Raw genomic sequence first — 13,009 nt, forward strand, 5'->3', positions numbered from 1 at the left:
CGTGGGAGGCTTCTCCGTCGCGGCGCCGGCGTGGCCGGTCTCCACCGAATCCCTCCGCCCCGACGCCTTGTCGCCCTTCCCGCCCCGCACCAGGATGTGACGAAGACCGCACGTCACCGTCGCCTTGCGGGGAGCCGAGTTGACCGATCCATGGGTGGCCCTGGAGCCGGGAGCCGATCCGGCCGAGCGGGCACGGGCCCTGCGCCGGGCCCACGAGACGTTCACCCTGGCCGGGACCGTCCCCCGCCCGGTGCGCCCGGTGGTCGCCGAGTCCTGGCGGCGCTCCGCCCGGGCCGGCGTCGGACCCGACCGCTCGGCGGACGTCGAACTGACCGACGCCGACCTCGACGCCTACCGCGCCGAGCACCCGCTGTCCCCGATGATGCCGCTGATCCGTGAGCTGGTCGGCACCTTCGCCGACGACGGCGGCCATCTGCTGGCGGTCTGCGACGCGCACGGACGCCTGTTGTGGGTGGAGGGCTGCCCCTCGGTGCGGCGGCGCGCGGACGCGATGAACTTCGTGCCCGGCGCCCGCTGGTCGGAGAGCGCGGTGGGCACCAACGCGCCCGGCACCGCCGTCGCCGTCGACCGCCCCGTGCAGGTCTTCACCGCGGAGCACTTCTGCCGTCGGGTGCAGCCGTGGACCTGCGCCGCCGCCCCGGTGCACGATCCGCGCACCGGCCGGACGCTCGGCGCCGTCGACATCACCGGGGGCGACGGACTGGCCCACCCGCACAGCCTCGGCTTCGTCCAGGCCGTGGCCCGCGCCGTGGAGTCGCAGCTCGCCCTGCTGGAGCCGCCCCCACGCGGTGACGGCGTCCTCGAACTCACCGCGCTCGGCCGGGACGAGGCGCTGCTGCGGGCGCGCGGAGGACGGCGGCTGCGCCTGAGCAGGCGGCACTCGGAGATCATGGTGCTGCTCGCACGCCACCCCGAGGGCCTGGGCGGCGAGGAGCTGGCCTGCGCGCTCTACCCGGACGAGACCGTGCCCCCGGTGACCCTGCGCGCGGAACTGACGCGACTGCGGCGGGCGTTGGGCTGCGATGTGCTGGCCTCACGGCCGTACCGGCTGACCCTGCCGGTGGAGGCGGACGTGGATCTGGTGGAGCGGCGGCTGGAGAGCGGCGCGGTCGCCGCGGCGGCGGCCGCGTACCCGGGGCCGCTGCTGCCCTCCTCGCAGGCCCCCGCGGTGACCCGGCTGCGCCGGCGGACGGCCGACGGGCTGCGCGCGGCGCTGATCGCCAGGGGCGACGCGGACCTGCTGGCCGACTGGGCGCACGCCCCGTGGGGCGAGGACGACCTCGGCGTCTGGCGCGCCCTCGCCGCGGTCCGCCCCACCCCCGCCGTCCGCTCCCGGCTCACCGCCCTGGAACGCGAACTCGCTGTCCCGGCAGCGCTGTTCGCACCCCGTCGACGGCACGCAACGTCCGTGCAACGTCGGTCCTCCTAGCCTGCGCGACCAGAGCTGATCGAGCCGTCCGACGGAGGGCGGCGCATCTCCGGGAGGCAGACAGATGACCCGTTACGCAGCACCGGGCACCGAGGGCGCGATCGTCTCCTACCAGGCGCGGTACGACCACTTCATCGGCGGCGAGTACGTGGCACCGGCCCGCGGCCAGTACTTCGAGAACCCGTCCCCCGTGAACGGGCAGCCGTTCACCGAGGTCGCGCGCGGCACCGCGGAGGACGTGGAGCGCGCCCTGGACGCCGCCCACGCCGCCGCACCGGCCTGGGGCCGCACCTCCGCGGCGGCCCGCGCCGACGTCCTGCTGAGGATCGCGGACCGGATGGAGGCGAACCTGGAGAAGCTGGCGGTCGCCGAGAGCTGGGAGAACGGCAAGCCGGTCCGCGAGACCCTGGCCGCCGACATCCCCCTGGCGATCGACCACTTCCGCTACTTCGCGGGTGCGGTCCGCGCCCAGGAGGGATCGCTCGCGGAGATCGACGACGACACCGTCGCCTACCACTTCCACGAGCCGCTGGGCGTGGTCGCCCAGATCATCCCGTGGAACTTCCCGATCCTGATGGCGGTCTGGAAGCTCGCCCCGGCGCTGGCGGCGGGCAACGCGGTCGTCCTCAAGCCCGCCGAGCAGACGCCCGCCTCGATCCACTACTGGCTGAGCCTGGTCTCGGACCTGCTCCCGCCGGGCGTCCTCAACATCGTCAACGGTTTCGGCGTGGAGGCCGGCAAGCCGCTGGCCTCCAGCCCGCGGGTCGCCAAGGTCGCGTTCACCGGCGAGACCACCACCGGCCGGCTCATCATGCAGTACGCCTCGGAGAACATCACCCCGGTCACCCTGGAACTGGGCGGCAAGTCGCCGAACATCTTCTTCGACGACGTCTCGCGCTCCCGCGACGACTTCTTCACGAAGGCGCTGGAGGGCTTCGCGATGTTCGCCCTCAACCAGGGCGAGGTCTGCACATGCCCCTCCCGCGCGCTGATCCAGCGCGGCCACTACGGCGACTTCCTCGCGGCGGCCGTCGAGCGGACCGAGCGGATCGTCCCCGGCCATCCGCTGGACACCGACACCATGATCGGCGCCCAGGCCTCCAACGACCAGCTGGAGAAGATCCTCTCCTACCTCGACATCGGCCGGCAGGAAGGAGCCAAGGTACTCACCGGCGGCGAACGCATCGAAAACGGTGGCGAATTGCAGGGCGGGTACTACGTACAGCCGACCATCTTCGAGGGCGACAACAGCATGCGGATCTTCCAGGAGGAGATCTTCGGCCCGGTCGTCTCCGTCACCTCCTTCGACGACTTCGACGACGCCATGAAGATCGCCAACGACACCCTCTACGGCCTGGGCGCCGGTGTCTGGACCCGCGAGGCCAACACCGCCTACCGGGCGGGCCGCGCCATCCAGGCGGGCCGCGTGTGGACCAACTGCTACCACGCCTACCCGGCGCACGCCGCCTTCGGCGGCTACAAGGGCTCGGGCATGGGCCGCGAGACGCACAAGATGATGCTGGACCACTACCAGCAGACCAAGAACCTCCTGGTCTCCTACTCCGCCAAGGAGGTCGGGTTCTTCTGAGACCGGCGGAAGGGGTGCCGCGTACTCGATCTTGAGATGCCGGACAGCCCGTGGCAGGCTCGTGCCGCATGATCGATGACTTCGCGAAGGACACCCTGCACGGGAGACTGCGGCGGGACCGCAAGGCGCTGCTCTGGAAGCTCGACGGTCTCCCCGAGTACGACGCCCGTCGGCCTTTGACGGCGACCGGGACGAATCTCCTCGGCCTGGTCAAGCACGTGGCCACCGTCGAGGCCAGGTACTTCGGCGAGGTCTTCGGCCGCCCGTGCCCGGAGCCTCTCCCCCGGTGGCAGGATTCCGACGGCGGTGATCTGTGGGCGGCCGAGGACGAGACCCGCGACCAGATCGTCGGGTTCTACCGGCGCACATGGGAGCGCGCCGACGCGACCATCGACGAGCTCCCCCTCGACGCCCCGGGCCACGTGCCGTGGTGGTCCGGACCCCATGCCGACACCAACCTGTTCGGCGTGCTGGTCCACGTGCTCGGCGAGACCGCACGTCATACCGGGCACGCCGACATCCTGCGCGAGGGTCTCGACGGCCGCACCGGGCTGCGGCCCGAGCACGAGCAGCGGATCGACGAGGAGGCCCGCGCGGCCCACCGGGCGAAGATCGAGGGGGCCGCGCGGGCTGTGGCGCCGCACGAGGCCTGAAGGAAGGTCCTCGACGCTCGACGATGTACCGTGCCTGAGCGACCCCGTCGGTCCACCGGTCGCGACCGGTCCGTGCGGACGACCTCCGACTGATGGTGATGTGCCTGCGATGAGTGAACCGACGAAGCCCGAGGTCGCCCTGCCGGAGGGCGACGCTCCCGCTGAGCTGACCGTCCGGGACCTGGTCGTCGGGGACGGAGCCGAGGTGAAGCCGGGCATGGTGGTCCTGGTCCACTATGTCGGGGTGACCTTCGGGTCCGGGAGGCAGTTCGATGCCTCCTGGGACCGCGGTCAGCCGTTCAAGTTCGCCCTGGGCAGCGGCAAGGTCATCAAGGGCTGGGACCGGGGGGTGAGGGGGATGAAGGTCGGCGGTCGGCGCGAGATCATCGTTCCCCCGCGTCTCGGCTACGGAAGTCGGTCGCCCTCGCCGTTGATCCCGGCCGGCTCGACCCTGGTCTTCGTCGTGGACCTGCTGGACTCGTACTCCAGCACACACGGGTGGAGCAACGCTGGGAGGTCCTGACAAGGGCGTGTGAGTGGCGGTGGTTGATCACCGGTCCGATGCCGAGGGCCCGCACCATGCGCTGGATCACAGGATGTCCGTACAGGCACCCCGATCGGTGGCGAACGTCGTCTTCGCCGGGGCACCTGGAGCGGCCCTGCCGACCTCCGGGGCGGGCCACCGCCCGCCCCGGAGCACCCCGGGACGGTCTCGGCGGCAGAGTGCCGCCGAAACCGACTCAGGTGTTGTTCACGACGCGCCAGCGGTTGTCCGCGGAGCCGTCGTCGGGGGCCTGGACCGCGAAGGCGCCGCGGGCCGTGGAGTTGCCGGCGATGCCGAGGAGCTTGCCGCTGTTGACGTTGCGGATCTTGTAGGTCCCGTCGCCCTGGGCCAGCAGCGTCCAGCGGTGGTCGGCGGTGCCGTTGTCCGCCCACTGCAGGACGGTCGCGTTGTCGGCCGTCGACATGTCCTGCACGCCGAGCACCTTGGCGCTGTGGACGTTGCGCAGACGGACCGCGTCGCCGTCGGTGATCATCTGCCAGTTGTGGTCGGCCGTACCGGAGTCGTCCCACTGCAGAGCACGGCCACCGTCCGCGGTGGACATGTCCTGGATGCCCAGGACCATGCCGCTCGCCGCGTTGACCAGCCGGACCGATCCGGTCGGTGTGCCGGATCCGCCGCCGGTGTTCCAGTAGACGGTGTAGTTGTGCCCGTGCGCGTCGTGGAACGGCCCGAGGCTGACGGTGGACCCGCCGGCCGTGGCGGTGAAGGCCAGCGAGGTGCTGCTCGTGCGCCTTACCGTGGACGTGTCCAGGCGCGGCAGGGAGGTGAGCGTGGTGTTGCCGTAGTTGCCGGACAGCACGACCGGGCCGTAGGTGACCGCGGCGACGTCCGGGTTGTCGTTGGCCGGCCGCAGGACGACCCGCATCGGCAGCCGGACGGTGACCGTGTCGCCGGCGCTCCAGGTGCGGGTGAGGGTGGCGTAGCCGCCGGGGGTGGCCTGGATGTTCTGGACGGCGCCGTTGACGCTGACGGTGGCGCCGGTGGTCCAGGAGGGAATGCGGAGGCGCATCGGCCAGGTGCCGCCGGCGTTCCCGGTGACCTGCAGGGTGGTGGTGTCACCCACCGGATAGGAGGTGGTCTGGGTGACGGTGATGCCGCGCCGCGACCAGTTCAGCACCGAGGGCACGAACAGGTTGACGATCAGGGTGTCGCCGTCGTGGAAGTACACCGAGTCCATCAGCCGGGTGTGCATCTCCAGGCCGGTTCCCTGGCAGCACCAGAACGAGTTGTAGTCCGTGCTCCACGTGCCCCCGCCCCAGGCCGGTCCCACACCTCGCCTTCCGCCCGGGTTGAGCGGGGTGAAGTAGGTGACGTGTCCGTGGGAGTCGGCCGGGTTCTGCTGGCCGATCATCTGGTTCAGCCAGGCCCGCTCGTAGTAGTCGAAGTACTCCGCCCGGTTCGGGTCGAGGGTGAACAACTCCCGTGTGAGATCGAGCATGTTGAAGGTGTTGCAGCTCTCGCAGGTGTCCTGGTTCAGGTAGCCGGCGATGGCGTTCGGGGCGCGGAAGTGCTCGGCCTGGCTGTTGCCGCCGATGGCGTAGGTGTGCGCGCCGACGCAGATCTTCCAGGCGTTGGCGGCGATGTCCCGGTAGCGGGTGGTGCCGGTGGCCTTGAACTCCCGTACGGCGCCGATCCATTTGGGGACCTGCGTGTTGGCGTGCAGTCCGTTCAGCCGGTCCTGGTTGGCCGCCAGGGGGTCGAAGACCGCGGCGTGGTCGAACCTCCGCGCGACGGTGAGCCATCGCGCGTCGCCGGTCTGCTGGTACAGGTCGGCCAGCACGTCGTTCATGCCGCCGAACTCGGTGCCGAGCATCGCCTGCATCTGTGCGGTGCTCAGTGCGCCGGTGCGCCGGTCGACCCAGGCGGCCAGGGAGAGCAGCACGTCACGAGCCTGGGTGCTGCCGATCAGACGCCAGACGTCCAGCAGTCCGGCCAGCGTCTTGTGGACGGCGTAGTAGGGCACGTTCCCGTTCGACAGGGTCCGTTGCTCGAGCGCGGTGAAGTCCGACTCGGGGAACCCGGAGAGGTATCCGGCGGTGAACCCGGCAGCTGCGTTGTTGGCCTGGCACTTGGCCAGCTCGGCGACCATGCGGGTCGCCTTGTCCCGGCACACGGTGTCGCCGGTGACCGCGTACGACTGCGCCCAGGCGGTGAGGAAGTGTCCCTGCACATGGGTGCGGAAGGGGAAGGACGGGGCGTCCCAGCCGCCGTTCGCCGACGCCCCGTTGGTGGACAGCCGGTGGTTGGCGCGGAAGTTGTACAGCAGCCGGTCGACGTCGACGAACCGCAGATAGTTCAGCGTACGGTTCTGGTTGTCCAGCCACCGGCTCGCGGTGAGCCGGACCTGCCCCAGCTCGAAGGGGTGGGCCAGGACCCCGATGTCGGCACGCGCGGGAGGCAGGACGGCCGCCTGCGCGGGCGAGCCGCCCAGAAGCGGCTCGGCGACGGACGCGACAGCCGCCGCTCCGGCGGTCCGCAGAAGGCTCCGCCTGCTGAGGGGTAAGGACACCGTGCACCTCTTTCCTTGGTCGGAGGTCTCTCGTCGGAGACCGGGTCCGGGGGGGGGTTACGCAGTGACGCGGAAGGTGGCGTCCTGCCGGTCCGAGGCGCTGGACGCCGTGTCGAGCGGGTCGATGCGCAGCTGGTAGTTGCTGTGCCGCAGGTAACGGGAGGGGAAGTTGTGGGAGCGGAACGATGCCCAGGAGGAGTCGGCGAGGCCCGCCGTCCGCTGGAAGGTCGCGTCCGCCCGGAAGGTGGCGGTGCCGTCGTCCGGGTCGAGGCGCACGGCGTAGTCGCTGTGCCGCAGGTAGTTGCCCGGGTAGTTGACGGACTCGAAGGAGACGCCCGAGGAGGAGGCGAGCCCGGGCACCGTGCGCCACATCTGGTCCTGGTACGGGTCGAAGGGGTAGGCGTCGAGGCGGCCCAGACGGTCCGCGTGCCGCACGAAGCGGTCGGGGAAGTTGTACGACTTCAGCCGCACCCACTCGGGGGTGCCCCAGCGGGCGACCGCGGCCGAGTACTCGGCGTCGGTGATGCCGATGATGGAGCCGTGCTTGGAGTTCAGCGGAGGCGTGTAGTCGCGCTGGTTGATCGGCGCCCAGGAGTTGGCGCCGATGCTGGACTGCGACCAGGCGTAGTAGTCGTTGTTGACCGGGCTGAAGGAGTCGCCCCACAGCCGCCAGCCGCCGTCGTTGTTCCTGACGAGCAGGGGCGCCTCGATGGCGTTCCCCTGCCTGAGCCCGCTGGTGTAGGTCGTGAAGCTGTTGGGCGCGCCGGTGGAGGACCTCGCACCGTAGAGCAGGCCGTCACCGAGGTTCTTGTAGTACAGATAGGTGGTGCCGCCGTCGACGACGATGTCGCCGTCCAGGACCCCGGAGCTGGGGCTGAAGTACACCTGGGGCGAGCCGGCCGAGCGGAAGTCGGTGGTCCAGTTGACCATCAGGACGTCGCGTCCGCCGTTGACCGCCGAGTAGACGATGCCGTACTGGCCGCGCGAGGCGTCCCAGAAGGCGGTCGGCGCCCAGGTGTGGGTGCTCGACGTGTGCATCCGGAGGCGGCGGTAGCCGGTGAACCCGCTGAGGTCGGTCGAGTCGTAGACGTGCAGGTACTGGCTCCAGCGGCTGAAGTCTGTGCCCTTGAGGTCGGTGGCGAGGACGACGAAGGCGCCGTCCTGCTTGCGGAGGATGAAGGGGTCGCGCAGGCCCTGTTCGCCGGCGGTCGGGGTGACCACGGGACGGTTCTGGTTCAGGGGTGTCCAGTTCAGCCCGTCCCGGCTGACCGCCAGGTGCAGGCCGTAGTCCGCGCCCTGGCCGTTCGGGGATTCGGTGAAGTACACCATGGCGTACGCCGTGTTGGCCGCCGCGGCGGCTGAGCGGGCCGAGGGGGCCGCCGCGGCGCGCACGGCGGGTGCGAGGGTTCCGAGCGCGGCTCCCGCCGCGGCCAGACCGAACGATCGTCTGCTGAGGTGCATGCTCTCTCCAGCTCTCTGTCGGACCCGGGACGCCTGCCTCCTCCTCGGATCTCGGCCCACGCGCGGGGAGAAGGTGACCGCGGCGGAGCCGGGTGCGACGGAAGGGGCGGGGGTGCCACAGGCCGTGACGCGATCACGGCGGGCCGGCCCTGGGGCCGGTCCGATGAGCGGTAGGGCGTTCGGCAGTCAGTGTGAGCGCTAACACTCTTGGGGAGCAAGAGTCGTGCGCCGGATGGGACGGTGGGGGCGGATCCGAGACAGGGGCCCGTGCATCAAGGGGTACGCGTTCATCCAGCTCAGGAGCGTGAAATGTTAGCGCTCACAACTTGCGTCGCTTGCAGGCTCGGCCGATTCCCGTCGGTCCGGCGCGTTCGTGACTCCCGACCTGTCACCCGAACCGGGTAGGCATCGGATCCCCACCGCCGAAACTCGCGGGAACCGTGGGGGCGCGGACGACGGGAGGCCCTGCCTCGCGCATCGCCGGGCCCTGCTCGCACCACACCTCCACCACCAGGTCGAAGTGCCGGTCGCAGTCGTCCGGGGTGGCGCCCAGCACCCAGTACGCGATGTCGAACGAGGCCCAGCCGCCCCCGGGGTGGTCCAGGGCACCCGAAAGGAGGACCCCGTCGCCCTAAGATGCCCTGAGCAGCCGGAGCGAAGGGGCTCATATGGCGGAAATACTTGGCGCACGGCAGGAGTTGGACCGGCTCGGGCGTGACCTCCGGGCGCGGCTCGTGGAGTTGATCGAGGACCTCACCCCCGGCGCCGACCTCGGCCTGCTCCTTCTCCGGGAGCCTGCGGTCGTCGACTGGCACGAGCCCCTGGGGTACCGGTACTCGATGACGTTCCGCGGGCACCGCCCCGCCGGGGTCGCCGCCGCCGGCATCGTGCCCCGGGCGGCGAGGTTGCTCGGCCGGGCCGGGTGGGAGGTCACGGAGCCGGCGGAGGACGAGGGGGACGAGGAGCTCGAGTGGGCCACCGACGACGCCGGTGACCGGTATCGCCTGACCGCCCGTCATCCCGACGGCAACGTCGTCGAGGTCCGTGTGGACGCCCACGGCTCCGCCGTGCTCTTCCTCGGGCAGACCCCGGTGATGCCCCTGTACGAGCCGCGCGAGTTCCGGTGGCCGGAGCCGGTCAGGACGTCCGCGACGCTCACGCCCGGCCACCTGCTCTGCTACGAATGCGACGGCCTCGGCGCCTGCGACTGCTGCGGGGGCCGCGGGTGGCTGCCGAGTGAGCCGCACGGGCGCGGCCGCTGCCCCCAGTGCGCCACCCGGCGCGTCTGCCCCATCTGCCGCGGCGCGGGTGAACTGGCGATGTCCCGGTTGTCGGCCCATCAGAGGACCCAGTATCCCGAGCTGAACCCTTGAGCGCTGCAGGCCGACACCTGCCGTGGCGGTCACCCGGAGCCCTTGAGGCGGGACTGGGCGGCCTCTCCGTCCCACTGCACCGCACCCGGAGCCCGGTTCCGGGTCCCTCGCCCTCCGGGTGCGCCTCCGCCTCCGGTCGTGGTCAGCCCGTTTCGCCCGCGCTCGGAGCGTCGGCTCGCTTCATCAGGTCAGCGGCGATGTCGTCCCAGTCCGGACCGTGCATCCACAGGCTCTGGGCGGCCTCCCGCAGCAGCTGCGGGTCGTCCGGCCGTTGCAGGAGCACCAGCCGGTAGGCCAGGTTCCGGATCCAGACGGGCAGGTGTCCGTCGACCAGCTGCGGACTGAGCTCGTGGAGCATGGCGAGGATCGATTCCGCGTCGGCGAAGGTCAACTCCTCGACGAAGTAGTGCTCGCGGTGTTCGCGCTCGCACTCCGGTGTGGGGCGGTACTCGTCCCCGTACAGACACCGGGCGTGTTCGGTCAGAGTGCGGTGCATGGCCAGGAGCCTACGACTTCCGCGATCCGTCGGACGGGGCCCGGTCCGTGGCCGTGGCGGGCGGCGGCCGATGTGACCGGTGCTCTCCGTCAGGCATCCTCGCGGGTTGCACCACCGCGAGGATGCCTGGCGGTGCGCCGGTCATGCGCAGGGCGTCACCACGTCGACGGCGCCGGCGGCGGAACCACCGGCGGGCGGTCGTCGCAGGTGAGGGTGTTGGGCAGCAGCCACTCCCCCAGCCACGGGCCGCCCGCGCCGCCGCCGTCGTTGCCCCCCAGGTCCGTCAGGGTGAACTCCGAGCCGGCCGGGGTGAAGTGGAAGGTTCCGCAGTTGTTGACGCCGACCGCGCCCACGTTGCGGGCGTCGACGTTCTCGAAGGTCGCACCGCCCGCCGCCCGGGCGCTCACCACGGAGGTGCCGGTGCCGTCCACCCGGACGTCCTTGAAGTGCACGTCGTCGATGGAGTACAGGTCCTTCACCGGCCAGTCCGCGACCAGCATGATCGCGTTGTAGGTGCTGTCGAGGTAGTGGTCGCCGGTCACCCGGATGTCGGCGGCGATGTCCTTGTCGAGCGCCGAGAACCAGATCGCGCCGAGGCCGATCTTCCAGTTCAGTTCGTAGGTGCCCGCCCGCACCGTGGTGTTGTTCCTGATCCACAGGTGCCCGGTGAACGGCTCGGCGCCGAAGCGTGCGCCGACGTGCAGGGCGCTGCCCTCCCGGACCGGGTCGGCGATCAGGTTGTTCGAGACGGTGGTGTCGGCGCCGCCGTAGACCGCGATGCCGTTCGCCAGGACCGGCGACTGCACGGTGTTGTGGTCGAAGGTGTTGCGGGCGTTGGTGGTCTTCTCCGCCCACATGGCGAGGCCGTCGTCCCCCGAGTTGCGGACGAGGTTGTTGCGCACGACCGAGTCGGTGACGCCGGTGTGGAAGTTGAGACCGTCGGCGATCTGGTCGGTGATCACGTTGTTCGTCGCGGTGAAGTTCTCCATGGGGCCGTCGAACCACATGCCCACCTTGGTGTGGTGGATGTACAGGCCGTCGACGGAGGAGTCGCTGAGCGAGCCGCCGATGCCGTTCACCTGGTCGGTGTCGACGCGCTCGCGGACGTCGCCCTCGATGGCGAATCCGGAGAGGTGGACGTCGTGGCTGCCCCCGTCGGCGGCGCTCCTGCCGTAGAAGCCGACCCCGGTGTGCGTCGAGCCGTCGGGCGCGGGGGTCTCCAGCGCGACCTCACGGCCCTTGATGACGGTGTACCAGCTGCCGGCGCCTTCGATCGTGATGTCGTCGACGGTGATGTGCCGGTTCACCTGGTAGGTGCCCGGCGGGATGTGGACCGTGCGGTGGCCTCGCCGGGCGTGCGCGATGGCGCGGTCGAAGGCGGCCGCGGACTCACGGCGTCCGGTGGGATCCGCGCCGAAGGCCAGGACGTTCACCGCCGCGCGTGGAGCGACCCGTGGTCGGTCGACGCGCTGCGACTCGAGCAGGTCGATCACCGTCCACGCGGCGGACGACCTGGCGGGCATGGTCAGCCGGACTGTGGCGCCCGCCGGGTGGGTGCGGCCCAGCAGGAGGCGCTGCTCGTCGTAGAAGTGGTGCGGGCGGAAGGGCTTGGTGATCTGGGGTGCGGGCGTGGTCTCCTTCGGGACGCAGCCGCACTCGGTGATCCACCAGTCGGGGTGCAGCAGGCCGGCGTCCGGGTCGTTGGTGAAGGGGTACTGGTTGTAGAGCCAGGAGTACTGCGAGGTCAGGGTCATCGGTGTGCGTCCGCGACCGTCGACCGTGACGTCGAGGGGCGCGGTGATGCCGCCGCCGTCCGGCGCGTCGGGGATGCTGTACCGCACGGTGATCGCGTTCGCCGCGGCCGGCAGGGTGAACTCGACGTGCTGCCCCTTCAGCAGCTTGACGGCGGAGCGGCCCGACGCCTCGGAGGGCAGGGTGTAGGCGGTGCGGTCGGGGCCGAGGACCGTGCCGGTGGTCCTGGCCGACTCCGCCTCCTGCTCGACGAGGCCGAGGTCCGCGCCCCGGCCGGCGACCAGTGAGGGGGTGAGGCCGGCACGGGTGACGGCGGGCACCGTGGCGGTGGGCGCGGGGGCGTCGGCCGCGACGGCTGGGGCGGCGGCGAGTCCGGCCGCCGCGGTGAGCGCGGCGAGCAGCAGGGCGACGCCTCGACGGGGCGGTCCGCCCGGTCTGCGCGAGGTGGCCGTCGCGGTGAGGTTTCGTGCCATGGAGTCACTCGTTCCTGTGGGTGAGGGCCCGTTGTTGGGGGCCAGTTGGTGAGGCCGTGGGGAAGGGGCCGGTTGGCGAGGCGTGGGGGTGCGGACCGCCGGCCTGGGCCGTGTTGAGCCCCACCCACAGCTCACCGCGCGGCGCGCAGGGTCCGCAGGAGGGCGACGTCGAGATGGTCGACCTCCCGCGGTGGGTAGCCGCGGTGGAAGGTGAGCTGCTGCTCGACCGACAGGCACGGCACCGTGCGGCCGTCGAGGCGTCCCCGGGTGAACGCGCCGTGCGGGTAGAGGAAGAAACCGCCCTGGAGGTCGGCCTGCCGGCCCACCCCTTCGGCGTCGAACACCACCGGGTGGAGGTCGACCCAGCGACTCCCGGGCGCCGCGAGTTCGACCCGTGTCGGCCGCTGGTCGGTCTCCACGCGGTAGCCGAGCGATGCCAGGGCCTCCAGCGCCGCCGGCTCGACCGCCGCGTCCAGGGCCAGGTCGACGTCCCGGTGATCACGCGTCTGCCGGCCCGCCAGGATGTCCACGCCCCATCCGCCGGCGACCCAGCACCGCACGCCCGCCGGCTCCACGGCGTCCAGGACGCCGAAGAGGTCCGTGATGTCCATCGCGGTGATGCCTCCTTCACACTCCGCCGCGCTCCCCGGTACTCCCCCCGCACCCCGCACCGCGGGCCCGCCGCCCAC

General features: G+C 71.3%; 10 protein-coding genes. 5 read left to right on the forward strand and 5 right to left on the reverse strand.

Annotated elements, in window-relative coordinates:
* Positions 1–139 precede the first annotated feature (139 nt).
* The 4 genes from ACOV8S_RS26755 (at position 140) to ACOV8S_RS26770 (ending at position 4,214) form a co-directional block, all read left to right on the forward strand.
* The gene (locus tag ACOV8S_RS26755; protein ID WP_448320919.1) at positions 140–1,450 is read left to right on the forward strand and encodes a GAF domain-containing protein; all 1,311 of its coding nucleotides are present in this window, start codon (positions 140–142) and stop codon (positions 1,448–1,450) included.
* Positions 1,451–1,514: 64 nt separating this feature from the next.
* Positions 1,515–3,038, forward strand: coding sequence for an acetaldehyde dehydrogenase ExaC (gene exaC / locus ACOV8S_RS26760; protein WP_448320921.1), 1,524 nt, complete (start codon positions 1,515–1,517; stop codon positions 3,036–3,038).
* A gap of 68 nt (positions 3,039–3,106) precedes the next feature.
* Positions 3,107–3,691, forward strand: coding sequence for a DinB family protein (locus ACOV8S_RS26765; protein ID WP_448320923.1), 585 nt, complete (start codon positions 3,107–3,109; stop codon positions 3,689–3,691).
* 109 nt (positions 3,692–3,800) lie between these two features.
* Positions 3,801–4,214: an FKBP-type peptidyl-prolyl cis-trans isomerase gene (locus ACOV8S_RS26770; protein WP_448320924.1), complete on the forward strand. Its 414-nt coding sequence runs from the start codon at positions 3,801–3,803 to the stop codon at positions 4,212–4,214.
* A 217-nt stretch (positions 4,215–4,431) separates the two neighbouring features.
* Here the strand turns inward: ACOV8S_RS26770 and ACOV8S_RS26775 are convergent, their stop codons facing one another.
* Positions 4,432–6,765, reverse strand: coding sequence for a beta-L-arabinofuranosidase domain-containing protein (locus tag ACOV8S_RS26775; RefSeq protein ID WP_448320925.1), 2,334 nt, complete (start codon positions 6,763–6,765; stop codon positions 4,432–4,434).
* 57 nt (positions 6,766–6,822) lie between these two features.
* Positions 6,823–8,226, reverse strand: a complete 1,404-nt coding sequence (locus ACOV8S_RS26780; RefSeq protein WP_448320927.1) for a glycoside hydrolase family 43 protein — start codon at positions 8,224–8,226, stop codon at positions 6,823–6,825.
* Between the two features lie 668 nt (positions 8,227–8,894).
* On the opposite strand from ACOV8S_RS26780, the gene ACOV8S_RS26785 reads away from it, so the two are divergent.
* Positions 8,895–9,599 (forward strand): hypothetical protein, encoded by a 705-nt coding sequence (locus ACOV8S_RS26785; protein WP_448320928.1) that lies wholly within the window; start codon positions 8,895–8,897, stop codon positions 9,597–9,599.
* A gap of 142 nt (positions 9,600–9,741) precedes the next feature.
* On the opposite strand, the gene ACOV8S_RS26790 is transcribed toward ACOV8S_RS26785, so the two are convergent.
* From ACOV8S_RS26790 to ACOV8S_RS26800, 3 genes are all read right to left on the reverse strand, one after another.
* Positions 9,742–10,095 carry a hypothetical protein gene (locus tag ACOV8S_RS26790; protein WP_448320930.1) on the reverse strand — a complete coding sequence of 118 codons (354 nt, stop codon included), beginning with the start codon at positions 10,093–10,095 and terminating at the stop codon, positions 9,742–9,744.
* Positions 10,096–10,250: 155 nt separating this feature from the next.
* On the reverse strand, positions 10,251–12,320 hold the full coding sequence (locus tag ACOV8S_RS26795) for a glycosyl hydrolase family 28-related protein (RefSeq protein ID WP_448320932.1): 2,070 nt from the start codon (positions 12,318–12,320) through the stop codon (positions 10,251–10,253).
* Between the two features lie 131 nt (positions 12,321–12,451).
* Complete coding sequence (locus ACOV8S_RS26800) at positions 12,452–12,931, reverse strand: nucleotidyltransferase domain-containing protein (RefSeq protein WP_448320933.1); 480 nt, start codon at positions 12,929–12,931, stop codon at positions 12,452–12,454.
* Between the last annotated feature and the right edge of the window lie 78 nt (positions 12,932–13,009).

It is taken from the genome of Streptomyces sp. CO7 (genome assembly GCF_053474865.1).

Bases quoted from the DNA above. Each gene is read 5' to 3' on its own strand.
- exaC (WP_448320921.1), top strand. From the start codon at position 1,515: ATGACCCGTTACGCAGCACCGGGCACCGAGGGCGCGATCGTCTCCTAC.
- ACOV8S_RS26765 (WP_448320923.1), top strand. From the start codon at position 3,107: ATGATCGATGACTTCGCGAAGGACACCCTGCACGGGAGACTGCGGCGG.
- ACOV8S_RS26770 (WP_448320924.1), top strand. From the start codon at position 3,801: ATGAGTGAACCGACGAAGCCCGAGGTCGCCCTGCCGGAGGGCGACGCT.
- ACOV8S_RS26780 (WP_448320927.1), bottom strand. From the start codon at position 8,226: ATGCACCTCAGCAGACGATCGTTCGGTCTGGCCGCGGCGGGAGCCGCG.
- ACOV8S_RS26785 (WP_448320928.1), top strand. From the start codon at position 8,895: ATGGCGGAAATACTTGGCGCACGGCAGGAGTTGGACCGGCTCGGGCGT.
- ACOV8S_RS26790 (WP_448320930.1), bottom strand. From the start codon at position 10,095: ATGCACCGCACTCTGACCGAACACGCCCGGTGTCTGTACGGGGACGAG.
- ACOV8S_RS26795 (WP_448320932.1), bottom strand. From the start codon at position 12,320: ATGGCACGAAACCTCACCGCGACGGCCACCTCGCGCAGACCGGGCGGA.
- ACOV8S_RS26800 (WP_448320933.1), bottom strand. From the start codon at position 12,931: ATGGACATCACGGACCTCTTCGGCGTCCTGGACGCCGTGGAGCCGGCG.